22 protein-coding genes and 3 pseudogenes are annotated in these 26,759 nt (G+C 64.3%); 11 read left to right on the top strand and 14 right to left on the bottom strand.

The window, feature by feature from the left end:
• Positions 1–42: 42 nt before the first annotated feature.
• From mmsB to chvE, 3 genes are read right to left on the bottom strand one after another with little or no spacing between them, the layout of a single operon-like run.
• Positions 43–1,377, bottom strand: coding sequence for a multiple monosaccharide ABC transporter permease (gene mmsB / locus ASG69_RS12720; protein WP_056448192.1), 1,335 nt, complete (start codon positions 1,375–1,377; stop codon positions 43–45).
• The gene (gene mmsA / locus ASG69_RS12715) at positions 1,374–2,912 is read right to left on the bottom strand and encodes a multiple monosaccharide ABC transporter ATP-binding protein (RefSeq protein WP_056448515.1); all 1,539 of its coding nucleotides are present in this window, start codon (positions 2,910–2,912) and stop codon (positions 1,374–1,376) included. The genes mmsB and mmsA overlap by 4 nt, the downstream gene beginning before the upstream one ends.
• Positions 2,913–2,920: 8 nt before the next feature.
• On the bottom strand, positions 2,921–4,057 hold the full coding sequence (gene chvE / locus ASG69_RS12710) for a multiple monosaccharide ABC transporter substrate-binding protein (RefSeq protein ID WP_056448189.1): 1,137 nt from the start codon (positions 4,055–4,057) through the stop codon (positions 2,921–2,923).
• 258 nt (positions 4,058–4,315) lie between these two features.
• Between chvE and ASG69_RS12705 the strand changes: the two genes are divergently transcribed.
• Together ASG69_RS12705 and ASG69_RS12700 are read left to right on the top strand one after the other, a co-directional pair.
• Positions 4,316–5,122 (top strand): acyl-CoA thioesterase, encoded by an 807-nt coding sequence (locus ASG69_RS12705; protein WP_056448186.1) that lies wholly within the window; start codon positions 4,316–4,318, stop codon positions 5,120–5,122.
• 87 nt (positions 5,123–5,209) lie between these two features.
• On the top strand, positions 5,210–6,835 hold the full coding sequence (locus ASG69_RS12700; protein ID WP_056448183.1) for a long-chain fatty acid--CoA ligase: 1,626 nt from the start codon (positions 5,210–5,212) through the stop codon (positions 6,833–6,835).
• A 10-nt stretch (positions 6,836–6,845) separates the two neighbouring features.
• Here the strand turns inward: ASG69_RS12700 and ASG69_RS22500 are convergent, their stop codons facing one another.
• Entirely contained in the window at positions 6,846–7,325 is a 480-nt protein-coding gene (locus tag ASG69_RS22500; RefSeq protein ID WP_156380519.1) for a hypothetical protein, read from the bottom strand.
• 493 nt (positions 7,326–7,818) lie between these two features.
• On the opposite strand from ASG69_RS22500, the gene ASG69_RS12690 reads away from it, so the two are divergent.
• Complete coding sequence (locus ASG69_RS12690) at positions 7,819–9,312, top strand: SIR2 family protein (protein WP_056448177.1); 1,494 nt, start codon at positions 7,819–7,821, stop codon at positions 9,310–9,312.
• A gap of 35 nt (positions 9,313–9,347) precedes the next feature.
• On the opposite strand, the gene ASG69_RS12685 is transcribed toward ASG69_RS12690, so the two are convergent.
• On the bottom strand, positions 9,348–9,815 hold the full coding sequence (locus tag ASG69_RS12685) for a 5' nucleotidase, NT5C type (RefSeq protein ID WP_056448174.1): 468 nt from the start codon (positions 9,813–9,815) through the stop codon (positions 9,348–9,350).
• 256 nt (positions 9,816–10,071) lie between these two features.
• On the opposite strand from ASG69_RS12685, the gene ASG69_RS12680 reads away from it, so the two are divergent.
• The 5 genes from ASG69_RS12680 (at position 10,072) to ASG69_RS12665 (ending at position 15,739) form a co-directional block, all read left to right on the top strand.
• Positions 10,072–11,280 carry a hypothetical protein gene (locus ASG69_RS12680; RefSeq protein ID WP_056448171.1) on the top strand — a complete coding sequence of 403 codons (1,209 nt, stop codon included), beginning with the start codon at positions 10,072–10,074 and terminating at the stop codon, positions 11,278–11,280.
• Complete coding sequence (locus ASG69_RS12675) at positions 11,280–12,650, top strand: outer membrane protein assembly factor BamB family protein (RefSeq protein WP_156380518.1); 1,371 nt, start codon at positions 11,280–11,282, stop codon at positions 12,648–12,650. Before ASG69_RS12680 ends, ASG69_RS12675 begins: the two co-directional genes overlap by 1 nt.
• A 199-nt stretch (positions 12,651–12,849) precedes the next feature.
• Positions 12,850–14,739, top strand: coding sequence for a DEAD/DEAH box helicase family protein (locus tag ASG69_RS12670; protein ID WP_235578947.1), 1,890 nt, complete (start codon positions 12,850–12,852; stop codon positions 14,737–14,739).
• A gap of 69 nt (positions 14,740–14,808) precedes the next feature.
• Positions 14,809–15,159 (top strand): TA system antitoxin ParD family protein, encoded by a 351-nt coding sequence (locus ASG69_RS22170; RefSeq protein WP_052493090.1) that lies wholly within the window; start codon positions 14,809–14,811, stop codon positions 15,157–15,159.
• A gap of 4 nt (positions 15,160–15,163) precedes the next feature.
• Positions 15,164–15,739: a zeta toxin family protein gene (locus ASG69_RS12665; RefSeq protein WP_056448162.1), complete on the top strand. Its 576-nt coding sequence runs from the start codon at positions 15,164–15,166 to the stop codon at positions 15,737–15,739.
• Positions 15,740–15,743: 4 nt separating this feature from the next.
• Here the strand turns inward: ASG69_RS12665 and ASG69_RS12660 are convergent, their stop codons facing one another.
• The 5 genes and pseudogenes from ASG69_RS12660 to ASG69_RS12645 form a co-directional block, all read right to left on the bottom strand.
• Entirely contained in the window at positions 15,744–16,868 is a 1,125-nt protein-coding gene (locus ASG69_RS12660) for a cytochrome P450 (RefSeq protein WP_056448160.1), read from the bottom strand.
• A complete protein-coding gene (locus tag ASG69_RS22495; protein ID WP_156380517.1) occupies positions 16,852–17,112 on the bottom strand; it encodes a hypothetical protein in 261 nt (86 codons plus the stop codon). The genes ASG69_RS12660 and ASG69_RS22495 overlap by 17 nt, the downstream gene beginning before the upstream one ends.
• 111 nt (positions 17,113–17,223) lie before the next feature.
• Positions 17,224–17,733 (bottom strand): hypothetical protein, encoded by a 510-nt coding sequence (locus tag ASG69_RS12655; RefSeq protein WP_235578946.1) that lies wholly within the window; start codon positions 17,731–17,733, stop codon positions 17,224–17,226.
• Between the two features lie 70 nt (positions 17,734–17,803).
• Positions 17,804–18,403, bottom strand: a pseudogene (locus ASG69_RS12650) (transposase); the annotation flags it as partial.
• Positions 18,404–18,497: 94 nt separating this feature from the next.
• Positions 18,498–18,809: a putative quinol monooxygenase gene (locus ASG69_RS12645; RefSeq protein ID WP_006247389.1), complete on the bottom strand. Its 312-nt coding sequence runs from the start codon at positions 18,807–18,809 to the stop codon at positions 18,498–18,500.
• 107 nt (positions 18,810–18,916) lie between these two features.
• Between ASG69_RS12645 and ASG69_RS12640 the strand changes: the two genes are divergently transcribed.
• A complete protein-coding gene (locus tag ASG69_RS12640) occupies positions 18,917–19,858 on the top strand; it encodes a GlxA family transcriptional regulator (RefSeq protein ID WP_056448158.1) in 942 nt (313 codons plus the stop codon).
• 378 nt (positions 19,859–20,236) lie between these two features.
• On the opposite strand, the gene ASG69_RS12635 is transcribed toward ASG69_RS12640, so the two are convergent.
• On the bottom strand, positions 20,237–20,626 hold the full coding sequence (locus ASG69_RS12635; protein ID WP_200933818.1) for a nuclear transport factor 2 family protein: 390 nt from the start codon (positions 20,624–20,626) through the stop codon (positions 20,237–20,239).
• A gap of 698 nt (positions 20,627–21,324) precedes the next feature.
• Here ASG69_RS12635 and ASG69_RS22490 point away from each other — a divergent pair.
• Positions 21,325–21,804, top strand: a complete 480-nt coding sequence (locus ASG69_RS22490; protein WP_156380516.1) for a hypothetical protein — start codon at positions 21,325–21,327, stop codon at positions 21,802–21,804.
• A 93-nt stretch (positions 21,805–21,897) separates the two neighbouring features.
• Here the strand turns inward: ASG69_RS22490 and ASG69_RS12625 are convergent, their stop codons facing one another.
• The 3 genes and pseudogenes from ASG69_RS12625 to ASG69_RS22485 all read right to left on the bottom strand — a co-directional run bounded on the left by ASG69_RS12625 (position 21,898) and on the right by ASG69_RS22485 (position 25,281).
• Positions 21,898–24,132, bottom strand: a complete 2,235-nt coding sequence (locus ASG69_RS12625; RefSeq protein ID WP_056448144.1) for an NADP-dependent isocitrate dehydrogenase — start codon at positions 24,130–24,132, stop codon at positions 21,898–21,900.
• A gap of 222 nt (positions 24,133–24,354) precedes the next feature.
• Positions 24,355–24,675 (bottom strand): annotated as a pseudogene (locus ASG69_RS12620) (ectoine/hydroxyectoine ABC transporter ATP-binding protein EhuA); the annotation flags it as partial.
• A 123-nt stretch (positions 24,676–24,798) separates the two neighbouring features.
• Complete coding sequence (locus ASG69_RS22485; protein WP_156380515.1) at positions 24,799–25,281, bottom strand: hypothetical protein; 483 nt, start codon at positions 25,279–25,281, stop codon at positions 24,799–24,801.
• Between the two features lie 201 nt (positions 25,282–25,482).
• On the opposite strand from ASG69_RS22485, the pseudogene ASG69_RS12615 reads away from it, so the two are divergent.
• A pseudogene (locus tag ASG69_RS12615) lies at positions 25,483–26,757 on the top strand (MFS transporter).
• Positions 26,758–26,759 lie beyond the last annotated feature (2 nt).

Raw genomic sequence — 26,759 nt, 5'->3', positions numbered from 1 at the left:
GTCCGTCGTCCAGGATCGCAGGTTCGGCCCCGCCGCGCCGATCTACCTCGACACGGGCGGCGACGCGGTGGCCGCGGGGGCAGCTTTCGTGTCGGTGGAACCGCCCAACATCTCGGCCGGAACCGGGAGACCCATGTAAGTGGACGGTGCCGGTTTCTCGGCCTTGTCGGGTCCACCCCCGCGTCCGCTGGCGGCTCGGCGCTTCGTCCAGATGTCGAAGGCGACGGCCGCGAGGAGGACGAGACCCTTCACCAACTGGACTCGCTCGCTGGGTGATCCGATGAGGGACATCCCGCTGTTGATGACGGCGATGATCAGTCCGCCGGTGAGTGCGCCGACGATGCGCCCGACGCCACCCTGCACGGCTGCGCCACCGATGAACGCGGCCGCGATGGCGTCGAGTTCGAATCCGTTGCCCGCAGTGGGTCCGGCCTGGTTCAGTCGGCCGGCGAAGATGATTCCCGCCAGGGCCGACAGGACACCCATGTTCACGAACAGCCAGAACGTGACCGGCTTGACCTTGATGCCGGAGAGCGACGCGGCGTGGATGTTGCCGCCGATGGCGTAGACGTGCCGACCGAACACGGTCTTGCCCGCCAGTGTCGAGTACCCCATCACCAGTACCGCGAGGAGGATCAACACGTACGGCAGGTTCTTGAAGCGCGCCAGCTGAACAGCAATGGCGAGCACGAGAAGTCCGGCGAAGGTGAGCTTGGCGATGAACAGCGGCAACGCATCGACGACCTGACCGTACTTCTGCCGGCCGATGCGGGTCCGCCACTGGCTGAACACGATTCCGACGATGGCAGCGATGGCGACCAGCAGCGTGAAGATGTCGGCTCCGCCCAGGGGTCCGAGGCCGACGTTGCCGAGGAATCCGGGGAGGAAGCCGTTGGACAGTGTCCGCACCGGTCCGGGGAACGGCCCGATGCCCTGGTTGCCCAGCACGATGAGGGTGACGGCGCGGAAGACGAGCATGCCGGCCAGCGTGACGATGAACGCGGGGATGCCGAAGTACGCGACCCAGTAGCCCTGCCACGCTCCGATCAGTCCGCCCACGACCAGCGTGATCAGCACTGCCAGCGGCCATGGCACGTTCTGTTGAACCATGAGGACACCCGCGATGGCGCCGGTGGCCGCGACCACCGATCCCACGGACAGGTCGATGTGGCCGGCGATGATGATCACGACCATGCCGATGGCCAGGATCAGGATGTAGGAGTTCTGCACCACCATGTTGCTGATGTTCTGCGGCACCAGAAGTTGTCCACCGGTGAGCGCGGTGAAGAGCAGGATGATCAACGCGAAGGCGATGAAAATTCCGCTCTGGCGGAGGTTTCGCGTGAGCAGCCCCCGGACGGTCGACAGCTGATTCATCGAAGTACTCCTGTTCCACGGGTCATGAGATGCATGAGAGATTCCTGCGTCGCGTCCTCCCGAGTCACCTCACCGGTGATGCGGCCTGCGGACAGCGCGTAGATCCGATCGCACAGCCCCAACAGTTCGGGCAGCTCGGACGAGATCACGAGAACGGCCTTGCCTGCATCGGCGAGGCTGTTGATGATCGAATAGATTTCGAACTTGGCGCCGACGTCGATTCCTCGCGTCGGCTCGTCGAGAATGAGCACGTCCGGATCACTGAAGATCCACTTGCTCAACACGACCTTCTGCTGGTTGCCGCCGGACAGCTTGCCGACGACGGCCTCCACGTTGGGAGCCTTGATGTTCATGCTCTTGCGGAAGCCCTCGGCAACCTCGTACTCGTGGTTGTCGTCGACGAATCCGTGTGCGACCAACTTGTCCAGGGCCGCGGTGGAGATGTTGCGCTTGATGTCGTCGATCAGATTGAGGCCGTAACGCTTGCGATCTTCGGTCGCGTACGCGAGTCCGTGCTCGATCGCGTCGTTGACGGACTTGACGTGAATCTCTGTGCCGTACTTGTACAACCGTCCGGAAATGTCCGTGCCGTAGCTGCGCCCGAAGACGCTCATGGCCAGTTCCGTGCGGCCGGCACCCATCAGCCCGGCGAGACCGACGATCTCCCCGCGACGGAGCGTCAGATTCGCCTTGTCCACGACGGTCCGACCGTGCTGGGTGGGGCTGTGCACGGTCCAGTCCTCGATCCGCAGCACCTCCTCTCCCACCGTGGATTCGTGCGGCGGGAAGCGGTGCTCGAGATCGCGGCCGACCATGAGCGAGATGATGCGATCCTCGGTGACATCCGGGTTGCGCATGTCCAGCGTCTCGATGGTCCGACCGTCCCGGATGATCGTGGTCCGGTCGGCGATGGCCGCGATCTCGTTGAGCTTGTGCGAGATGATCACGCACGTGATGCCCTCGTCCCGCAGACCGCGCAGCAATTCGAGGAGGTGGGTGGAATCCGAATCGTTCAGTGCTGCGGTCGGTTCGTCGAGAATCAGCAGCGTCACGTCCTTGGACAGTGCCTTCGCGATCTCCACGAGTTGCTGCTTTCCGACACCGAGGTCGTTGACGACGGTGACCGGGTTCTCCCGCAGCCCTACACGGTTCAGTAGGGCTGCGGCCTCGGAGTTGGTGCGGTTCCAGTCGATGAACCCACGCTTGGACCGCTCGTTGCCGAGGAAGATGTTCTCGGCGATCGACAGATACGGACTGAGCGCGAGTTCCTGGTGGATGATGACGATGCCCTTGGCTTCGCTGCTCCGGATGTCGGAGAACTCGCAGGCCTGACCGTCGAACACGATGTCGCCGTCGAATGTGTCATGGGGATACACACCCGACAGAACCTTCATGAGCGTGGACTTTCCCGCGCCGTTCTCGCCGCAGATCGCGTGTATTTCGCCGCGCTCCACCGTCAAGGTGACATCCTGCAGTGCTTTCACGCCCGGGAACGTCTTGGTGATCCCGCGCATTTCCAAGATCTGAGTCGTCATCGCCGAACTCACTTCAATTGATCCTCGGTGTAGTAGCCGCCGTCGACGAGGAGCTTCTCGTAGTTGTCCTTGTAGACGATCTCGGGCTGCAGCAGGTAGGCGGGAACGACCTTCTCACCGTTGTCGTAATCGGTCGTGTTGTTGGTCTCGGGGGTCTGGCCCTCGAGAACTGCCTGTGCCATCTGGATGGTGACCGCCGCCAATTCGCGGGTGTCCTTGTAGATGGTGGCGTACTGCTCACCGGCGATGATCGACTTGACCGACGGAACCTCGGCGTCCTGGCCGGTGACGATCGGGTACGGCTGTCCGGCGGTTCCGTAGCCGTTGCTCTTCAGCGCGGACAGGATTCCGATCGACAGGCCGTCGTACGGGGACAGCACGCCCTGCACCTTCTGGCCCGACGAGTACGTCTTGGTCAGCAGGTCTTCCATGCGCTTCTGAGCGGTCGCCGGGTCCCACCGAAGGGTTGCGGCCGTCTCGAAGTCGGACTCGCCGCTGCCGATCTTCAGGGTTCCCTTGTCCAGGTACGGCTTCAGGGTCTCCATGGCACCGTCGAAGAAGAAGGTGGCGTTGTTGTCGTCGGGCGAACCGGCGAAGACCTCGATGTTGAACGGGCCGGCGGGGGCATCGGCCTTGTCGGTGCCGTCCTCGTTCTTCAGGCCCAGGCCGACCAGCAGCGAGGTGGCCTGGTCGACGCCGACCTTGTAGTTGTCGAAGGTGGCGTAGTAGTCGACGTTCGGCGAGTTGCGGATCAGGCGGTCGTACGCGATGACGCCGATGCCGTTGTCCTTGGCTTCCTGCAGCTGCGTGGTGATGGCGGTGCCGTCCACGGAGGCGACGATCAGCAGCTTCGCGCCCTGGGTGATCTGGTTCTCGATCTGGTTGACCTGGGTGGGGATGTCGTTCTCCGCGTACTGCAGATCGACCTTGTAGCCCTTCGACTCCAGCGCGCTCTTCAGGTTGTCGCCGTCGGCGATCCACCGGGCGGACGACTTCGTCGGCATCGTGACGCCGATCAGAGCGCCGGCCGTGTCGCCTCCCGCCGAGGGGGCGACGTCGGCAGTCTTCGTGCTGGACCCGCACGCGGTCACCGTGATCGCTATCGCCACCGCGGCCGCAGCCACCGGTAGGTGTCGGAACTTCATCGTGTCTCCTCGGGTGGTGGCTGGTCGGCAGGGACGGCATTCGATTCGCCGTGCTGCGGATCATGCTGCTGTCGAGTGGTGTGAATCACACCGCCCAGCGAGTGTGAGCGATAACATCGACGATGTCAACGTGTCCTCCTAACTGGACTTTGCGACGTGTTAGCGCTAACAGAATCCGCCGGTGGATCTGGAGTGTCGCCACCCCGCTCAGACCACCGTTATGCTTCGGTGCATACAACTACCGAATCAGGACGACTCATGACTCACCCCGGATCGCACGCCTTCGACGATGGCCTCACCCTCGAGCCTCTGGGCGACGGTCGCTACCGCGGCCGGACCTCCGCGCCGTACAACAACATGGTCGGCCCCTTCGGCGGGCTCACCGCCGCGACGCTGGTCCGGGCCGTCGAGCTTCATCCCGATCGGCTGGGCGACCCGGTGACGCTGACCGTGAACTTCGCGGGGCCCATCGCCGAGGGCGAGTTCGAGATCTTCACTCGCGCCGTGCGGACGAATCGCAGCAACCAGCACTGGTACCTGGAGCTGAGCCAGGACGGCACGGTCGCCACCACCGCGACCGCGGTCTTCGGTACGCGCCGCACCACCTGGGACGCCCTCGAGTCGTCGCCGCCCGCGATGCCCGACCCCGCGGACGTCGACACGGTCGACTTCCCCGAGTTCATCGCCTGGGCGAACAACTACGAGATGCGGTTCACCGCCGGTGCATTGACCGAGACGGAGTCCGCCGATTCCGTTGCGACGCTGTGGGTCCGGGACTCTCCCCCGCGCCCGATGGACTTCGCGTCCCTGACGTCGATGAGCGACATCTTCTACCCGCGGGTCTTCCAGCGGCGCGGGAAGTACGTCGCCGCCGGAACCATCTCGCTCACCGTGCACTACTTCGCGACGGCGGAGGATCTCGCGGCTCAATACGACGGGTACGTCCTCGGGACCGCGCACGCACGACGATTCCATCAGGGCTACTTCGACCAGACCGCCGAGCTGTGGAGCACCAGCGGCACTCTCCTCGCCACCGGACACCAGGTCGTCTACTACAAGGACTGATATCGGGTCCCTGCCGAGCCGCAGTGTGCACAATGTGACACAGGGCACGTAGGTCGTGCGCCTCGCGGATCGACCGGCAGGAGAGTCATGAAGAGCACCATGCAGGACACCCCGTTGTCCATCGCCCAGCTCGTTCGATACGGCACGTCGATGCACGCATCGGCGACGATCACCACGTGGAGCGAGGCGGGGCCGTCGAACATCACCTTCGCCGAGCTCGGTCGACGCGCCGCCAGACTCGCCCACGGTCTTCGAGCGCTCGGGATCGACGGGGACCAGCGCGTCGCCACCTTCATGTGGAACAACTCGCAGCACATGGAGGCCTACATGGCCGTGCCGGCCATGGGTGCCGTGCTGCACACGCTGAACATCCGCCTGTTCCCCGAGCAGCTCACGTACATCGTCGAGCACGCCGAGGACAGCGTCATCATCGCCGACGCCAGCCTGCTCCCCCTGCTGACGCCGCTCCTGCCGACCATGACGACCGTGCGGCACCTCGTCGTCGTGGGCGCCGACCCCGCACAGGTGCAGGCACCGGACCACATCGAGGTGTTGGGCTACGAGGACGTGCTCGCAGGCCACCCCGACGAGTACGACTGGCCCGAGCTCGACGAACGATCCGCTGCGGCAATGTGTTACACCTCGGGTACGACCGGTGACCCGAAGGGCGTCGTCTACTCGCACCGATCGATTTGGCTGCACTCGATGCAGGTCTGCATGACCGATGCCATGGCGCTCGCGCAGTCGGACACCGTGCTCGCCATCGTGCCGATGTTCCACGCCATGTCCTGGGGACTGCCGTACGCCGCGCTGATGGTGGGGGCGTCGCTCATCATGCCGGACCGCTTCCTGCAGCCTGCGCCGCTCGCGGAGATGATGACGACCCTGCGACCCACCGCGGCCGCCGCTGTCCCCACCATCTGGCAGGCACTGCTCGCCCACCTCGAGGACCACCCGGCGGACCTGTCGAGCCTGCGCGACGTCACCGTGGGCGGCAGCGCGTGCCCGCCGAGCCTGATGCGGGCGTTCCACGAGAAGTACGGCGTTCCCATCTCCCAGGCGTGGGGCATGACGGAGACGTCGCCGCTCGGCACGTCCGGGCGCCCCGACGTCGGACTGTCTCCGGAAGACGAGTTCGACTTGCGTTGCACTCAGGGACGTTTCGTGTCCGCTGTCCGCGCTCGCCTGGTCGACGATTCGGGCACCGTCTTGCCGTGGGACGGCACGCACGTCGGCGAACTCGAGGTGCGCGGGCCGTGGATCACGGGCAGCTACTACCGCAGCGACGCGTCCGACAAGTTCGACGACGGGTGGCTGCGGACGGGCGATGTCGGCACCATCTCCGAGGGCGGATACCTGACGCTGACCGACCGGTCGAAGGACATCATCAAGTCCGGTGGGGAATGGATCTCGTCCGTCGAGCTCGAGAATCACGTCATGGAGCATTCCGCGGTGCGCGAGGCCGCGGTCATCGGTGTCCCCGACGAGAAATGGGACGAGCGACCACTCGTTGCCGTCGTCGTGCGCGAGGGTCAGACCGTGACCGCGGAGGAGCTCTGCGACTTCCTCGACGGCCGAGTTGCGCACTGGCAGTTGCCGGAACGCTGGACCTTCATCGACGAGGTGCCGAAGACGAGTGTCGGCAAGTTCGACAAGAAGCGGCTGCGCGGGTCGCATGCAGACGGTGCGTTGGAGGTCGTCGAGGTCGGCTGACGCAACAACGTCAGACGCGGGACACGAGCACTTCCGTCGACCCGTCGAAGGCGCTTCCCGGTGGAGCTGTGGGTGGGGCGTAGTTGAAGCGGTACCGGGTCGGCTCACTCAGTCGAGTCCGCGCCCACTCCTGCGTCAAGGGCTGGACCGGGAAGGTCGAGACGATCTGGGTCCTCGAGCTCGTCACCAGTCCGTACACGACTGCGGTGGAACCGCTTCCAGGATCGGCGACGTAGACGGTGCGCATCGCGTTGGCGGTGTCGACCACCTCGTCGAAGGCGAGGACGACGCGTGTGGTTCCGACCGGATCGCTGAGCGCCGGCAGGACCGTGGATGCGACGCGCTCCATCAGAGGGGTCTCGGATGCCGTCGGCTGAAGGTGAGTGGGCTCCTTGCCGAAGGCGACGGCCAGGTCGTTCGTGAGCCACCTCTGACGCTTCAGTCCGTACGGGGTGATCACCGTCGACAGCAGGTAGCCGTAGGTGTGCATGAGTCCCCCATGGCCGATGGGGAATTCGTAAGCACCGGGTAGGCCCCGGTGAAGCCAGGCGAAGGTTGCCCTGTCGAACACTGGTGCCTGCACGTTGTCGTCGATTACGGTCGACGCCGTCCAGTGGGCCAAATGCTCGTCATCGTGCTGCGATGCCAGCACCTGCCTCACCAGCCAGGGGGCCGGTGCGCTCGGCTCGTCGAGGTCGCCCGTCGAGGTCAGAAGTTCAGCAGTCGCCGACAGGCCCGTCGATAAGTCGTCCACGTCGCTCACTCTCCACTCATGCAGCTGACCCGGCACTCACCGGCGAGCGTACGGCGGCGACACGGGGCCACGCCGGCGGAGAGTCGCCGTGACACTCCACATCACCCGTGGGTACGTAGCGGGCCCTCGACAGAACGACACTACGATCCGCTGTATGCACCGACCACCGACTGATGGTTCACACGCAGCGCCGACAGAAGGCCGACGCGACGGCGGGTCCGACGGACACGTGTTCGTGGTCAAAGGGACCCTGGAATCGGCGGCCTCCGATGTCCTGATCGTCCCGGCGAGCAGCCGGTTCGTCCCGAGGCATACTTGGTGGCGCGCCCTCGGTATCGACACAGAACCGCCGGTCGCAGCGGGAACGGGCCGTGCCCGTAGGTTCCCCGACGAGGTGGGCTTCGATCGACCGGCGTGGATTCTCAATGTCGCTCATGACGGACGACCATCGGTTCCGTGGCTGATCGACGGGTTGGGCGATGCCCTGCGGAAGATCAGTGCTGACCCACCTCCGGCAGGGGACGGCCGCGTAAGGCCCTTGATTGCGATGCCCACTCTCGGTGTCGGTCTCGGTGGGTACGACGGCGTCCGCGGCGCGGTCATCAAGGCCCTGCTCGAGCGGACCGCCGAGTTCGTCCGCTCGTCGGCATTCGACATCGTGATCGTCGCTGAGAACGCTGCCGACTATGCAGCCTTCCAATCCATGAGGCGCGAGGGACCGCCGCCCCAGCACTGGAGTCAGGCGGCCGAAGACTTGGCATCCGCCGTACGTCGAAATGACGTCGCGTTGTTGCTAGGCGCCGGAGTGAGCGTTCCGGCCGGACTACCCACCTGGGACCAACTGCTGTCTCAACTCAAGAGCGACACGCTACCCGACTTGGACGACACCAAGTTCGCAGAACTTAACGTCCTGGATCGGGCGCAACTACTGTCAAAAGCCAGCGGAGCAACGACTTTGGGGGCCCGGACTGCCCGGGCCATTAGCGCAGTGACACAGAAGTCGCCGACTCTAGCCCACTGTCTACTGGCATCGTTGGGCGTGGAAAGGGCTGTGACCACCAACTACGACACATTGTACGAAGATGCATACGAGTCTGCTCACGGATCCGATTCGATCTCTGTCCTGCCACGGCAGGAGGTGCACGGCGACCGTTCCTGGCTCCTGAAGTTGCACGGCGACGTGGCGGCCCCCGACAGCATCGTCCTGAGCCGCCGCGACTTCGTCCGGTACGACTCCGAGCGTCGACCGCTCGCCTCTATCGTGCAGTCGTTGATGGCCACGAACCACGTCGTCGTGATCGGCGCGTCGATGACAGATGACAACGTCCTCCGACTCGCACACGAAGTTTTGGCCATGAACGCCGTGAACAAGCACGAACGTCCTCTGGGTACGGTCGTGACGTTGCGGCCGGATCCAGTTCGGGCCGCGTTGTGGGAGGGCGACTTCCGTTTCGTGTCTGCGTCGGACTCACCGGACGATGCGGTCGCTGCCCGTGACTTGGAAATCATGCTGGACCGCGTCGCGATGTATGCGAGCGACCACACGCCCTTCCTTGTCGACAGCCGATACGGCGAGCTTCTGGATATCGAGGAAAAGCAGCTGGCTCAGGATCTACGGGACATCGCCGACAGAGTCCGAGCACTCGATTCAACGAAGCGAGATCGCTGGGCGCCTTTGGGAAAAACACTGAAGTCGATGGGTGACGCTGGGCCGATGACCTGAGTCAGCTTCGAGTGCCCGACGGTGAATCGAAGCGATCACGCTCTCGGTAGCAGATAATTCGTGACGTCGGCCCAGGTCTTGAAGTCGTCCGAGCCGAACGGGATCAGCTCACCCTCGAATTGATCCGCACCGTTGGCACCTCGATCGTCCACCAGAAAGTCTCCTCGGTTCAAGTTCTTATGGTGAGAGAGGATTAGGCGCTTGTAGGCCACCGACCCCGACTCGTACCCCAAGTGCCACTGCACCCACTTGACCTTGTCATGCCACGCCTGGGCGTTCTTCCACGGGGCAGTGGACAAGATGTAGGTATCGAAATGCTCAGCCAGCAGTTTGTAGGAATCCAACGCACCCTTGATCGGATCCATCAGCGAGAAGATGCGCGGAACCTCGTCCAGGTCTTTCTCGAAGCCGACGATTTCCGACGGATGCAGTCGGTCGATCCCGGATTGGAAATCGACCAGCGTGTTGTCGAGGTCGACGTACAGAATCTTCTTTTCAGGCATGCGACTCCCAGTGAGAAAATGAGGTGGTTGCCGTCCGAGTGGAGGCAATTTCAACATAGCAGATCACGCTGACACACCACGTTCCCGAAAGCAGGTGAACTCACCTGTGCACTAATTGACTAATTGCATCGATTGTCAGACGCCGAAGAAGCGGGGCCGGGGTCTGGAGGCGATGCATCGACTCGTGGCCGAGCGTCGTAAAGAGCACGAGTGGTATGAATGAGCGTCCATCACACAGCCGAGTGAGAAACGAGCCATGGACGAGAAGACGCCGCCGCGCCACGACACGCTGATGTCCACCTTCGTCGTCGTGTCCATCGTGGCGCTCGGTGTTGTCGTCGCCGGCCTGACTGCGCCTCCGGAGGAACCCGCCTTGACGGTGCAACCAGTGACCCCGGTCGAGACCACACCGCCGCCGCCTGCTCACGAGTACGACATCGTGACACCCGAGATTTCCTACCCCACCACCATTCCGGGCTGCGAGACGGTCGATCCTCCCGTCGAGAGCAGTTATTTCGGAGTGACCGGGATCAGCGAGTCGTCATACGACAATCCCGATGCTCCGTGGTTCACCGGGCCGAAAGCGCACCTCATGTCGCAAGCCCTCGTTCGCGCGCTCCCTGCCGACATCGCGTTCGCACGCGGCATGCTCCCGTACTTCGATCCGATACCGGTGTACGAGAACCTCCCCGAGGAGGACCAGTTCGACAGCACGTCGGCACTGGCTGATGTCACTCGGGGTGATCGTTCCGGATTCATCAGCATCGGTGTCGCGCAGCAGACCGACGGTGTGCCGCCCTGTGTTGCCGGGGTTCTCGACAGCCGCGAGTCGATGAGCGACGGCACTGTCGTCGACAGGCAGGACACGTGGCAGGAAGTCGACGGCGCTCGGACATCGACCCGGATCGCCACTGCGTATCGCACCGACGGATCGCAGATCAGCGCTTACTCGTCAGCGACCGGTGGCGAGGACCGACTGCCGTTCTCGATGCCCGAACTCGTCCGCATCGCGATCGACCCAGCGTTCGTGACGTCCACACCCGCACCCCCGGGGACGCCGGGCAACATCTCCGAGTGCACGTCGTACCCGGGCACGGACGGAGTCGCAACAGAATTCACCGCGCCCGTCGTGGACTCACTGAACGCGGCGCTGGCCCGGGCAGACTCCGGAGCTCTCGCCCCGGTTCCACCCCTGGGAGCGTTACGTTCCAGTCCTTACGGAGACGGAGTCTGTCAGGTCGTGAACAGCGCTGCCGGCCGACTGACCGTCACTGCCGGGAGCCCGGTTCGGCCGGAGCCACTTCAGGAAGAACCGCAGGTGCTCAGTCCCGTCCCGATCGAGACCGGAACGGTAGTGTCGATCACCACCGCGTCGGGCCTGGGCATCACACTCGCCACCGAGAACCCCTGGGACACCGCGGAGCTCGAGCGCATCGCCCGCACGCCGGAGTTGATCTCCCAGTGATGCAGACACGCTTGATCGTCGCGGGAACCGTCGCTGCAGTCTCGGTCGCCGCCGCCGTCGTGGTGGTCACCCAGGATCGAACGACGACCGTCAAGCGCATCACCGACGCGTCACCCTCGGCACCGGGAGTCGCGTGGACCGTGGATGCGGCGGACAGCGGACTGGACGGTGCCCGCTTCGCCGACCCACGAGCGGGGTCGATGTATCCCTACGTCGCCGGGTCGATCCGAATCGATGACCACCTTCTGACCATCGCCGCCGTCGTGGACTCCCAGGGGCCCTCGACGGAGGCGCGACTGATGTCGATCGACACCGCGTCGGGCGCACTGGAGTGGTCGGTGCCGGCGACGGATCTGCAGTCGTGTGCGGAACAGCCCATCGATAACCAGTTAGTCTGCATCACGCCGAGTTACGCAGAGGATCCCACCCTCCGCACCTTCGATCTCACGACCGGTGAGTCCACGAACCACGGGGATACGTCGGATACGTTCGCCATGACAGTCTCGGACGGACACGTCTATACGACCAGCGGCAACCTGGAAGACGCGGACGTCACCTTGCAACGCGGAACTGTGGACGATCTGTCCGCCGACTGGACGACCCCTTTGCAGGCGTGGGCCGGCTGGGAGGACCAGTATGCGGATCAGCTCACAGTCGCCGACGGCACCGGACACTTCGATGTCGGCGGCGGCTTCTCGACATTCGATCCCGAGACGGGCGAGCAGATCTGGGCCTCCGACGTACTCGACGATTGCTTCTCCGGCGGCTACAGAACGGTCGGCGACGTCGTTGTCGGCTCACGGCTGGACTGCGATTCCTACGAGCCGGTGGGCGGCATCGCCTACTCACGTGCGGGAGACGTACTCGTCGAGTCGGCGAGCCAGGTGTCGACTTACCCGACCATCGACGAGCCGGCGGACGAGTCCGTACCCTTCGTTCTCGGTGACACCGCCTATGACCGCACGACCGGCGAGAAGCGTTGGAGCAGTGAACAGCTCATCATCGATCGTCCCGCGGACGAATACAACGTAGCGAGCACGTACAGCGCGCTGCAGTCGGTGGTCGGTGATGTCGGGGTCCTGTCCGGCGAGCGATCCATGATCGGACTGGACATGACCACCGGTGAACAGCTGTGGGAGATCGAGTCCTTCTCGCCGGTCGGAACGGACGGTGACGTGATGATCGCAGTGCGCGAGAGCAATCTCGTGGCCGTCGACCTGCACTCGGGCGACGAGGTCTGGACCGCCCCTCTGGAGAACTTCCGGGAGGGTGAGCGTCTCAGCCCCGAAACGATGGTCGGTGGAGTGGGCGGTGCTCAGATCCTGCAGTCCGGAGCGGAGATCGTCAGTCTGGTCCCTCTCCCGAGCTGACTCGGCTCGCCGGTAGCGATTCGGCCATATCCACCCTTATGGCCACAAGGTTGGATATGGCGCGGTCGTATCCAACCTTGTCGACGGTGTCGGACGTTGATGCCACTCTCGGCAGTGCCTGGTTCCCACGGCACAGGACCCCACTCCCGCCGACGACCCTTGTCGTGACCACCAGTTGCGATCGGAGAGGATGTTCCCGATGCCACCACGTAGACGCTCCACCACGACTCGCACCGTGAAGGCCGGGCAGAGCAGCGCAGCCCGGAAGTTCGCCGGAACTGCGAAGAAGCCGACCAAGCGCCGCGCACCGGCGAAGAAGACCGCAGCTCCCGACCTGCGCGTGCCCGACGCCGGCGAGCGCGTGTGGGTGCTGGATGTTCCCTTCGAGGACCGCTCCGCAGCCAGCGCTGCGGGGGCGCGCTGGTACCCCGGCCCACGAGTGTTCGCGTACTACGGCACCGAGTTGCCCGAGTACCTGCAGCCGTACGAGTCGATGCCGTACAGCCTGCAGCGGTGGCTCGAGGATGATGCCAACGAGACCTGGCGCCCGGAAACCGTGCATGCCCGTTCCCTGATCCCTCGCGACACCCAGCTCGAATCGGTCCGTCGGCACCTCACTGCCCTCGACGAGGGCTTCCCGTACTTCGCGCAGATGGACTCCACCGGCTTGGGAAAGACCCTGTCGGTGTGCGAGGCCGTGCGGCAGATGTCTGCCGCCGAGATCGGCACCGTCCTGGTCGTCGCACCGAAGGGTGCGCTGCCCGGATGGCGTCGCACGATCGCGGACAGTGAAGCCGACATCGAGCCCTCCGACCGTAAGCGCTGGCTCCTGGTCACCTACCAGTCGACGAAGAAGCTGCTGTCCGTCCCACCCGACACCGATCTGGGCAAACGCAAACGGACACAGAACAAGCGAACCATCACGCTCGGCGAACTGCGATTCGAGATCGACGTGGTTATCGCCGACGAGTGCCATGCGTTGATGAACATCGAATCGCAGCAGTCGCAGATCGTGTGGCGCTATCAGGAAGCCGCGCGGTCGGTGGTGTGGATGTCCGCGACCCCCGGTTACCAGCCGCTGCACTTCGCGTACATGGCGCGCGCGATCGAGCAGTCCCACGGCGTCGAGATCGTGGGCGACGACGATCAGCTCGGCTACGCCCTCACCGTGAAGTGGGCGAACTTCCTCGAAGAGTCCGGCTTCGCGATCAAGGCCGGCAAGGCGTCGACCGGGCTGGCCACGTGGCGCTGGGAGCCAGAAGACGCTGCCCGTCGCGAGCGCGATATCGCCGCCGTGCACGGGTGGCTGTCGGGAGGTGCTGTGCCGTGGTCGATCTCGCGACCGTCCCCGCCCACGCCCCGTGAACCGCTCGGGCAGGAGCTGACCGCCGCTCAGAAGCGGCTCTACAACTCCGCGTGGGTCGACTATCGCAAGGAGGTCGGTCTGCCGATGTGGAAGGTGTCCGGCGGCAAACGAGTGCTGCAGAAGAATCCGAGTGTGCGGGCCGCGACACTGCGGTTCCGCCAGAAGTGTTCGTATCTCCGCATTCCCGCGTCCGCCGACCAAGTCCGCACATGGGTCAAGGCCGGCAACCAGGTGTTCGTGTCGATGTTCTACCGCGAGTCCGTCGCCGCTCTCGCCGAGGACTTGCGCGAGGGCGGACTTGCCGTTGCGGTGGTCGACGGAAGCATGAGCAGTCCGGAGCAGGAGGCCGAGATCCGGCGCTTCCAAACCGCGGACGCGACCGTCATTCTGTCCACCACAACGAGCGCCATCAACCTGCACACCAACGAGATGCTGCTGCCCGAAGGCACGACGTCCACTCTCGCGCCCCGGGTGACGCTGATCCACGACCCTCGGTGGACACCCATCGACATCCGCCAGATCGAGGGCCGCGCCAACCGCATCGACAAGGACCACAACCACACGACCTCCACCTGCTATTACGGCTACGCCGAGGGGACCGTCGAGGAGGAGATGGTGCTGACCGGAGTAGAGCGAATCGCCGACCTGGGATCGATCGTCGGGCAGGCTGACCTGATCGATCCGGAAGCGTTCCTCGCGGCGCGGGTTACTGCCGACAGCTAGTCATCATCCGGCAGTACATAGCTGTGGCAGATTGCTACACTAGGTGCACGACAACGAACGGAGCAGCTCATGGGTACGACGTCATCGCTACGGGTCGACGATGAACTGTATGCATCGGCGAAGCTGGTCGGCAGTGCGTCGAGCCGGAGCGCAGCCCAACAAATTGCACACTGGGCACTGGTCGGGCGTGAGATCGAGGCCTCACATCACATAGCCTCACGCGACATCGCCGGGGTATTGGCAGGTCGGCAGAACTACGACGCGCTCACCCCGCGAGAGCAGGCAGTCGTACGCGCGGAATGGTCCGAGCGAATCGACGCGATGTCAGAAGGCCTGGATCTGCGCAGCGAATTCGAGGCAGAAGGACGGGCCTTCGTCGAATGCGACGAAGACGGCGCTGTGATCGAGCATCGTCCCTGACGGAATGACCCGCGACCCGGTCCTGCACCTGCTTGCCGGCCCGAACGGCGCCGGCAAGAGCACCTTCTTTGCTCGGGTGCTGGCGCCCGTCACTCATCTTCCCTTCGTCAACGCCGACGAGATCGCTACCGAGAACTGGCCCGGTGACGAACAAGCGCACGCGTACGACGCATCGAGGTTGGCCGCCGAACAGCGGGTGGCCTTACTCGCACAGGCCGCGTCGTTCGTCACCGAGACAGTCTTCTCGCATCCGTCGAAGCTCGATCTGATCGAGACGGCGAACGAGGCCGCGTACCTCGTCACACTTCATATCGTCGCCATTCCGGTCGACCTGGCCGTAGCCCGCGTCGTCAACCGCGTCGAGATCGGCGGTCATTCCGTGCCCGAGGCAAAGGTCCTTGAGCGATACGTGCGCCTGTGGCCCTTGGTTCGATCCGCGATCGATGTCGTCGACAATGCCCGCGTCTACGACAATACCAACGCAAGCAACCCCTTTCGCGTTATCGCTCGTTACGACCATGGTCGACTGGTTGGGGACCCGTCATGGCCGTCGTGGGCTCCCGCCGCACTGATGACCTGACACCTCAGCCACGCAGCGACACGTGCAGACCATGCTCGGATGCCGTGTGGATCGGATAGGCGTTGTCCGGGTGCGTCGTGCCCACCGCGGCGTCCGGGTGCGCCTGAAGGAAGTCGTGCACGAACACCGCGATCATCGACGACGCGAACGACTTGCCAGGGCACGATCTCGGACCCTTGCCGAAGGGGATCACCAGCGGGGCGACGTGATCCGTCGCGTGGGCGTTCAGTATCCGGTTCGGATCGAATGTCGGACCGTGAACCGCGTGCGCGGCATGAATGTTCGGCATCACCAGCGTATTACGGTGCAGATCGACACTGCCGTCACCGAGCGCGATGCGGCAGTCGTCGATCACCCGCTCGTTGAACACGGACCCGGGGGTGTCGATGCGCAACGCTTCCATCACGCACGCACGAACCACTGCAGAATCACCCAGCGACTCGACGGGCACAGCTGAGAAGGCGTACTTCCACTGCGTGTTGGCGGGATCGAGCAGATGCTTCAGCGTGGCGAGAATGGCCGTGCGCGTCGTGTCGACGCCGGCGATGAAGGACGTCGTGGTGTCGTCACGGACCATGTTCGACGAGAACCCCGAGATGCCGTGCAACCGCCTGATGTGGCCGGCGATGGTGTCGTCGAGCGGCATATCCGCCAGAACCGAGGCGTGCTGCAGAAGCATCCGAGTGTTGATCCGCATCCACCGCTGCTCTTGCGAGAACGTCCACCGTTGCAGCCGTGGCTCGACTCTCATGGCGTAGGTGTTCGCACAGCGTCGAAGGCGTAAGAAGTTGTCGTACATCGCATCTGCCAACGGCAGCGCCCCATGGGCGCCGCTCTCGTCGACGTAGTCGATCAACGTCGACGCCGCGTCACCCCACACCGCCTCTGCCACAGCCGTGCGCACGCACTCGGTGACGATCGGCCGCAGGTCCATGCTGTCGTCACCCGCACGAACATGCGTCGGCAGCGCGCGCGTCATCGCTGCACGGGCGGACCCCGCGCTCGTCGCCACGATCATGTTGCGTTTGCGGTCACGGAAACGAGGCTGTTGCGCCGACGAGAACGTCAGCGCGTCGGGGCTCAGCTGACCGAACGAATACTGCGCGGCGGTGTCACGATCGATGTGCACACCGGCGATCTTCGGGTTGACGATTGCTTCGATTGCCCGGCGACACCGCGTACAGCTGCACTCGACTGCCACGCCAGGTACCGATGAAGTCGGACTCCCGATCGTCGACGAACAGGTAGTCGCGCGACAACTTCTTGCCGAACGCGTCGGACACCCTCCGTTCCGATGACAACGGCAACGGTCCGCCGACGAAACGGATCCCCTGCCGTTGGTAGCTGGCGCGCTGAGCGAATACTGACGCCACGCCACCACGCTCCTCGACAGGGCCGGCTCTGCCACGAACCGGACTCAGCGTGACAGTAGTGCCCAGCAGTTCACTGCGCTTGGGATGGTTCACAACAAGCGGCGGTCAACCTCACGGGACTGTCAGAAGACCGAGCCCCGGGAACAATGTCTCGGAGAACGGCGCGGGGAACTGGCGGCTCTGCGTCACCACAACGGCGACCTGACCGGGTCCGGTATCTGCTACGACGTCGAGCGGGAGCCCTCGGGCGCCGGCATTCGGATCGACAGCCGAGAGGTCCTCGGAGGCCCAGTGGCGGAAGTCGACGGCGCCGGCCGCTCCCGTCGAGAGATTGCGCCACTGCACCGTCATCCACCGGTAGTTGTACTGGTAGTAGTACGGCTTGATGTCGGCGGCGGAGAACCGGACCGAGCCCGGTCTCTCCCCCACCGTCGCCTTGATCGGCGTGGTCTGGATGAGTCCGCCTGGCACGCTGACCGGGCCGATCTCCAGACCCGTCACGACGGGCACCTGCAAGATCGAGGTCTGGGGTGCAGCGGATGCCGTTCCCGCACCCACCCCCAGGAACACCGGGATCGCGAGTGCCAAGGCCACTGCCGCTCGACGCGTTGTCTGTCGCATGGTCATCACTCTGGCACCGTCAGGCAGAAAAAGACCGATCGTTTTGTGACTGTTACCGAGTCTTGATGGCTCATCCCAATCGGGGGTGTACGAGTTGGGGTCTGAAGCCGCCGGTCTCGAGCAGGCTTCGGGCGATGTAGTTGGTCAGGTTGCGGAACCCGAGTGCGGAGCCGCGCAGGTGTTCGAGCCGTCCGTTGAGCGCCTCGGTCGGCCCGTTGCTGGTGCCGGGTCGTTCGAAGTAGGCGAGCACGTCGGCGGCTCGCTTCTTCAGGGTCCGGCCCAGGGTGGTGAGCTCGGTGAGCACCTTGGGGACGCCGGCGCTGAGGTCGGTGATCAGCTTCTCCATGAGCTCGCGGCCACGTTGCCGGTCCTCGTGGCGATAGGCGGCGATCATGCGCTGGTAGACACCCCAGGTCGCCTCGACCTCGACGTGAGCGTCATCAACGAACAGCGCGCGTAGCCTGTCGCTCTGCCTGTCGGTAAGCAGGTCCGCGCCGGTGTGCAGCGTGCGCCGCGACTTGTAGAGCGGGTCGTCCCTGAACCCACGGTGCCCGTGGATCGCGAGTTGGACCCGCCGCCGACACCTGTCGAGGGTGTCACCGGCCAGGCGCACGACGTGGAAGGGATCCATCATCGTGACCGCGTCCGGGATCTCCTCTGGCCTCCTCGTGATCGGCCCGTCGGGGATCGTCAACGTGGTGCGGGTGTCGAGGCGATCGGGTCCGACGGCTCGGCGGGGCGCGATCGTCTCGTGTGTTGGCGGACTACGGGAGCTTGGACGCGAGGACGTCGGCCGCCAGGATCTCGGGTGCTGCGCCGAGGAGGTGCTGGTTGGCCATCAGGGCTGCGACGATGGCGCCGTTGGCGTGGGCGTCGCGAGCGGCCTCGTCGGGGAATGCATCGAAGATCCAGAAGGTGTCGGCGTGGGTCCTAGCCGCGAACCAGACAATCGTTCCTACTTCTTCGTTGGCGAGTGCGACAGCGCCGGCGAGCAGATCGGCGAGCGCGTCGTGCTGTCCATCGGCCGCGACGATCTTGGCGACGAAGGCATACGGAAGTGATGCGGGTGTGGACATGAGGGGTTCTCCTTGAAGTCGGGGTTCTTCGTGAGGCGAGTTCAGCGTATGACGAGCGAGGGCCGGTGGGGAGTGGCGTATACGACAGTATTGCTATTGTTCGCGCCATGCGTATCGGACTAATCGCGATCGACGGCTGCTTCGGTTCGGCTGTCGCGTCGGTCATCGACATCGTGCGGGTGGCCGACGGAGCCCGCGGCGATGTCGACCCGCGGATCGACCCGATCGAACTCGCCATCCTCGGACCGAAACGGCGAGTGACCACGACGGCATCGATGACCCTGTCGGTAGACCACCCGCTGTCGGAGTCCGGAGAGTTCGACGTGGTCGTCGTCCCTGCGCTTGGAACCCTCACGGCCGCCGCTACCAACGACGCCCTCCAGAGCCGAGATGCACGTTCGGTCATCGCCTCACTCGGGCGCCTCGACGACGCGACCACCCGGATCGCCGCGGCGTGCACCGGCGTGTTCGCCGTCGCCGAGACTGGACGGATGCATCATCGGCGGGCGACGACCAGCTGGTTCCTGGGGCCGGAGTTCCTGAAGCGCTATCCGACCGTCGCCCTCGATCTCGACACCATGGTCGTGGTCGACGGGAACCTCGTCACCGCCGGCGCCGCGTTCGCCCACATCGACCTCGCGCTCTCACTCGTGCGATCGATCAGCCCCGACCTGGCCCAACATGTCGCCAAGCTCCTCATCATCGACGAGCGTCCGTCGCAGGCGGCCTTCGTCGCCTACGAACATATCCGGCACGAGGACCCGATCGTCGTCGAGTTCGAACGCTTCGTGCGCGCCCGCCTGGACGAACCGTTCAACGTCGCCTTCGTCGCGCAGTCGCTCGGCACCAGCCGGCGCACCCTCGAACGACGAGTCCGTGCGGCGCTCAACCTCACTCCGCTCGGCTTCGTCCAACGGCTTCGCATCGAACGAGCTCGGCACCTCTCAGCAACCACGGACCTCACCTCCGCCGAGATCGCGCTACGGGTCGGCTACGCGAACGCCGAGACTCTGCGCTCCCTCCTGCGCAGGGAGCGACGCCGTTCCTGACCTATCGCCATGCCTGTAGCCGGTGTCCTAGCGCTCTGTTGGAACCACCTCTCAGCACGTCGCGTCGACGCTCCTGCGTCGCCCCTGGACGACCCACTCGACACGCCCGCAGCACAGGCCATGTGACGTGCCCCGGCTTCCCGGACGGTCGGGGTTGGGTGGCTGGGATGTCGCTGCGTTCTCGTCGAGGGGGTCAGCAGACCCGATCAGGGTCGATTGGGATGAGCCGCGAAGGCGGTCAGGTCAGGGCGGCCGAAGCCGGCCGGCGGGGTAGCGTCGGACACGTCGAGGTCTTTCGGATGGATGGCGTAGGAACCTCCATCGTCGGGAGACCTCGACGTCTATCTGCGGACCGACGCGCCCGGCCGACCTACACCGTCATCTGGGAAGAGCCGTCTTGATGTCTGCCGACCGCTTGCGGGCGACTGCTTGGATTGGAGTTCCCTGATGAAACAGCAGCGTCCACCCAGCATCTACCCTGCGCCACCACGAGCTTCGGCGCGCGTGACGACCCTCATGCCAGGTCTCGTAGGTCACGTGAACTATGTCGTCGGCGATCCTCCGGCCGTTGAAGTTCGCGCTCTTGATGGGCTCGGACTCGGGCGCGTCGATCAGCGCCGCAATCATCTCGCGCCGCGTCCACAGCCGACCCGACGCGCCGATCTCCTCGAACGACGGGTCGAGCAGTCGGTCGAGTTCAGTTTGCGATGAGCGCGTCGCCGGATCGAGTAGTGCCTTCTCCAGACCGATCACGTGCTCGATCGCCATGTCTCTCATCACATGATCGTGGACTATCGACCCCGGTTTCCGGGGGCAGATTTCCACTGTCAGGTCCTGTCGTACGCCGGCCCTACTCTCCGAGCACACGATCCTGGGGGGACCTGATGAGCAAGAGTCAACGCAGGGCCAAGGCCGAGAAGCGCACCGCGCGGAGACGGCCGGCATTGTGCTGGCACGACGTGCTGAAACAATTTGCGGAGTGGTTGGTGCGGTCAGGCTGCACCACAGACCCGTTGGCGGCATATTCGACGGCGATGGCAGTCGACCGATCCAGGCGCGAACACGACATCCTGGTCGCGGGATCTGACATACCACTGGAGTTGTTCGACACAGACGTGCACGCCGACGACTGCGGACACACACCGTGGTCACCCGACGACACTGTCGATGCGCTCGATCTCTTCGCGCGATTCATTGTCGAAGAACGTGTTTCGCCGACACAGACAAACGACCTCGCGGAGATGGTCGGGGTTTCCCCGCCACGCATGGCACCGGTCCCGCGACGTCGCTCGGCACCCCTCGGTCCGACCGCCCTGACGTCTCACGTCCGGCGGGTTGCTGCCTGGTGCGAAGACAACGGCATCGTTCCCGACCCCTGCTTCGCACACCCGCGCTCGAGCAGGCAGCTTCGAGACGCCCTCGGCCCGACCGGTGAAGGCGATACCATCAGCGAACTGCTGTCGACGGTGACGTACAAGGTGGTTATCGCGACCGCGGTGGGAGTGGGCGTCCTGCGCAACGAGGATCGAACACTTCGAGCAGGAGACGCATTCGATCACTGGCTCTCGGCACCGAGCGAGGAGTGGCGACGCAGAAGTCTCGTCGAGGCCTACATCGCGTGCTTGGAACCCGTTGTCGCACTGAACGCCTCGCCGCAGCGGGAGATAGCCGCAGCATGCGCCGCACTATGGTTCATCCTCGTTCGTTCCCTGGTCGACGACCCGGCACATGACGGCGAAGCTTTCGACACGGGCATCGACACCGACGTCGAGAAAGTCAGCGCGTGGCTGTCCGTGCGACTGGCCACCATGGTCGACCTCGGGCTGATCGTCCCGGTGAACGGACAGTTGTGCGTCCCGGACTCCCACGCGCCGGCTCTCCTGGAGGCGCTCGATCGTCGTCGTCTCGAAGGGTCGACGCCGGCGAATCTCGAGCGCCGATCCTGATCGTGGAATCTGGACCCCGGTTTCCGGGGTCCATAGTCCACACATGACTCTGGCCCATGCACGCCGCGCGTGCATGGGCCAGAAGGTCGAGAATTACTTGGTCGCAGACTCCAGAGCCTGATTGAACGTCTTGCTCGGACGCATGATCGAGGTCGCCTTCTCGGGATCCGGGTAGTAGTACCCGCCGATGTCGACGGGCTCACCCTGCGCGTCGCCGAGCTCCTTGACGATGGCCTCTTCCTGATCGGCCAGCGTCTTGGCGAGCGGCGCGAAGTGCTTGGCCAGCTCCTCGTCCTCGGTCTGGCTCGCCAGCTCCTGCGCCCAGAACTTTGCCAGGTAGAACTGGCTGCCGCGGTTGTCGAGCTCGCCGGTGGTGCGCGACGGACCCTTGTTTTCCTCGAGCAGCTTGCCGGTCGCGGCGTCGAGGGCCTTGCCCAGGACGTTCGCCTTGCCGCCGGTCTTCTTGCCCAGGTCCTCGAGGCTCACGGCCAGCGCGAGGAATTCGCCGAGCGAGTCCCAGCGGAGGTGATTCTCTTCGATGAGCTGCTTGACGTGCTTCGGCGCGGAACCGCCGGCGCCCGTCTCGTACAGTCCGCCGCCGGCCATCAAGGGAACGATGGACAGCATCTTGGCGCTGGTGCCGAGCTCGAGGATCGGGAACAGGTCCGTGAGGTAGTCACGGAGGATGTTGCCGGTCGCGGAGATGGTGTCCAGGCCGCGGACAACGCGCTCGAGCGTGTACCGCATCGCGCGGACCTGCGACATGATCTGGATGTCGAGGCCCTCGGTGTCGTGATCCTTCAGGTACGTCCGCACCTTCTTGATCAGCTCGTTCTCGTGGGGGCGGTATGGGTCGAGCCAGAAGAGCACCGGCATTCCCGAGTCGCGCGCACGGTTCACCGCGAGCTTGACCCAGTCCTGGATCGGCGCGTCCTTGACGATGCAGAGGCGCCAGATGTCGCCCTTTTCCACGTTCTGCGTGAGCATGACCTCGCCGGTCGCCACGTCGACGATGTTCGCGACGGCGTCCTCTTCGATCTCGAAGGTCTTGTCGTGCGAGCCGTACTCCTCGGCCTTCTGCGCCATGAGGCCGACGTTGGGAACGGTGCCCATGGTCGTCGGGTCGAACTGGCCGTTCGTCTTACAGAAGTTCACCATCTCCTGGTAGATGCGGGAGAAGGTCGACTCCGGGTTGACGGCCTTGGTGTCCTTGGGACGACCGTCGGCTCCCCACATCTTGCCGCCGGCGCGAATCATCGCGGGCATGGAGGCGTCGACGATGACGTCGCTGGGAGAGTGGAAGTTCGAGATGCCGCGTGCCGAGTCGACCATGGCCAGCTCGGGCCGGTGCTCGTGGCACTTGTGCAGATCCTCGACGATCTCGTCGCGCTTCGACGCCGGAAGGGTGTCGATCTTGCTGTACAGATCGGAGAGGCCGTTGTTGACGTTGACGCCGAGCTCCTCGAAGAGCTCGTTGTGCTTGGCGAAGGCGTCCTTGTAGAAGACGCGCACCGCGTGGCCGAAGACGATGGGGTGCGAGACCCGCATCATCGTGGCCTTGACGTGCAGGGAGAACATGACGCCGGTCTCGTAGGCGTCCTGCATCTGCTCTTCGTAGAACTTGTCCAGCGCCTTCGCGCTCATGAACATGCTGTCGATGACGTCGCCGTCGGTCAGCGAGACCTTCGGCTTGAGGACGACGGTCTTGCCGCTCTTCGTCTCGAGTTCCATCTTGACCTCGCGGTCGCCCTCGACGGTCATCGACTTCTCGCCGTGGTAGAAATCGCCCTCGCGCATGTGCGCGACATGCGTGCGCGACGCCGGTGACCACTCGGTCATGCTGTGCGGGTGCTTGCGCGCGTACTCCTTGACGGCCTTCGGCGCGCGGCGGTCGGAGTTGCCCTCACGGAGGACGGGGTTGACGGCGCTACCGAGGCACTTGGTGTAGCGGTCGCGGATCTCCCGCTCCTCGTCCGTCTTCGGGTTGCCCGGGAAGTCGGGGATCTTGTAGCCCTTGTCCTGCAGTTCCTTGATCGCGGCGTGCAGCTGCGGTACCGAGGCACTGATGTTGGGGAGCTTGATGATGTTCGTGTCGGGCAGCTGGGTCAGCTTGCCCAGCTCGGCCAAGTTGTCCGGCACCCGCTGGTCCTCGTCCAGATAATCGGGGAACTCGGCGAGGATGCGACTGGCAACGGAGATGTCGCTCGACTCCACCTCGATCCCGGCTGCGCTGGCGAAAGTGCGGATGACCGGCAGGAACGCGTGAGTCGCCAGCATGGGCGCCTCGTCGGTCAGGGTGTAGATGATGGTCGGCTTTTTCTCAGTCATTGCAGGTCTTGCCTCGTTTTCCGTCTGCTCGACGTCGTCTGTCCTTGTGGGCTCGGAGACAACTTTAGTCGTGCAGGGCCGTGTTGTGGCGACCCCGGTCCAGCGGGCTCGATGTGTCTCGAGACATAACCTGACCTGCGCCGACGATCTTCAACCGAAGGTCCGGGAGGCTACCGGTGAGTAACCTGCCGTGACCGGCGGCGGAGGTCGGGCGCCGGTGACTCACAGCATTCGACTGAGGAACTGCTTCGTGCGTTCGTTGCGCGGATTGTCGAAGAATTCATTCGGCGCTGCATCCTCGACGATGCGCCCGTCGCTCATGAACACCACACGATCGGCGGCCGCTCGCGCGAACCCCATCTCGTGACTCACCACGACCATCGTCATCCCCTCGTCGCGCAGTCGCAGCATGACGTCGAGAACCTCCTTGACCATCTCGGGATCCAACGCCGAGGTCGGCTCGTCGAACAGCATCACCTCGGGCTTCATCGCCAGCGCTCGCGCGCTCTCCATCCGCTGCTGGCCGCTCGCTAGTTGCGACGGGTCTATGCCGGGTTTCCCAATGAGCACTAGAAAACCAACGAGCCTCCATACCTTCAGCTGGGTCTCCTGCTCGACGAAGCCTGCTCTTGCGCGAAACTTGACGAGGACTTAGCGGCCGAGTCCTCAGTCGGACGGCAAGTCGATCAGCGCCCGGTATCCCCGGCTTAGCACCTTGAAGCAGACGTACAGGAATAACAGGGCAGTAGCGATGGAAGAGAATACAGAAAGAGGTTCACGACCAGAGAAAGAGCCTCCCACCGCAGGAGTAATCGTCGCGGAAGCTATTCGTACGGCAATCGCTAATATGAAGATAGATAAAGCAATAAACATGGTCGTGTACACAGGGTGCGAATTCCATACACGTTTCAAAGTTCTTCCGACTCCGCGTCGTCGTGACTGTGTAACCCGATCGATGCGACCAAGTTCAAAATCCAAGGCGGCCTCGAGAATTTTGCGGCGCTTCAGTTCGGCGGTTGGGCCAAGAAGCTCCTGTAGTTCGAAAATTTGCTTTAGTTGCTCGTGCGGCGTCTTCTTAGCGTTTCTCCAAGAAATAACCGAGGTTAGAATACCCAGGAACAGCGTGATCGACGCTGCGAATATCGCCATGCGCGTATCGTAAACATCGTACAGCTTTCTGTCTAGGTGCTAGCGCCGGCTGATCTAAGCACTCATTCTCCGAGACAGAATGATTACCTTTGTCAGCGGGGCGACGTCGCAGAATATCTGTTTCGACCGCTGAAAGTACCACGGGAGATCGCTGCGGCCGGTTACGCGGCAGGGCGCCCGCAGATACGCCAGACTTCCACCGTGTCGACGACCGACAGAGCACGCGTCCCCCGTTCCGGCATCGTCGGCGGCACGTTCGCCTTGCTCGGCGCCCTCTACTTCGCGCAGGGGTTACCCTTCGGCTTCTTCACCCAGGCACTGCCCGTGGTGTTGCGGCAGTCCGGCTACTCCCTGGTCGCGATCAGCGCGAGCGGGGTTCTTTTCGCGCCATGGGCACTGAAGTTCCTGTGGGCGCCCTATGTCGACAGGTACGGAAGTCGACGACGGTGGTTGCTCTCACTGCAACTCGGTGCGGCGGCAGTCGCGTTGGTACTGGCCTGCCTCGACCTCGCGTCCGGCCTGCAGTGGCTGTTCGTCGGCATCGCGGTGGTGAACGTTCTGTCCGCGACGCAGGACGTCGTCACCGACGGACTCGCCGTGCGACTACTCGATGCACGCGACCGAGGTGTGGGCAACGGGATCCAACTCGGGGCGTACCGCATCGGCATGATCGTCGGCGGCGGCGTACTGCTGTGGCTGTTCTCATTCGCGGGATGGCGAGCTTTGTTCGTCGCGATGGCCGTGTTGATCGTCGCGACCACGATTCCGGTCCTCCTTCTCCGTACTCAACTCGACAGGGCGGACGCGCGACCGGCGGAGTCGACGACCGCAGTCCGCCTCGCCGGAACGTGGTGGGTTCGTCTGCGCCGACCAGGTGTCCTGGCGTTCATCGGCCTGATCGCCGCCTACAAGTTCGGCAACTCGATGGGGTCGGCCCTCGTCGGTCCGTTCCTCTCCGACCTCGGACTTTCCCTGGGACAGATCGCGCTCCTCGAAGGCGGTGTCGCCTCGGGCTCCGCGCTCGCCGGTGCCGCCCTAGGCGCTTGGTACGCAACACGCTTCGGCCGACGACGTGCCCTGCTCGTCGCGGGCATCACTCAGACCCTCGCGCTCGGCTTCTACGTCGCCGCGGCACTCGACATCGGCGGGCTCGCGCTCGTGGTGACCGCCAGCGTCAGCGAGCACGTCTTCGGCGGCGCCGCGACCGTCGTCTTGTTCGCCCTCATGATGGATGCCTCTGAACGTGTTTAAGCAGGAACCGATTACACCCTTCTCGCCTGCGCCGTCGTCTTCTCCCAAGGGATCGCCGGACTCGCTGCAGGCGTGGTGGGCCAAGCCTTCGGTTATGCCGCCATGTTCGGGACGGGACTCGTTCTGTCAGGGCTGGGATGCGCGCTCCTGCTCTGGGCGCTGAAGAGAGGCATCGGACCCGTGCAGTTGGGCGAGTCGTGCGTCATGGCCCCCAACCGGACCTGACC

The organism is Rhodococcus sp. Leaf225, assembly GCF_001426145.1.
Taxonomy (GTDB): domain Bacteria; phylum Actinomycetota; class Actinomycetes; order Mycobacteriales; family Mycobacteriaceae; genus Rhodococcoides.
The sequence above is the reverse complement of the archived record's forward strand: the minus strand, read 5'-3'. Positions and strand labels throughout refer to the sequence as shown.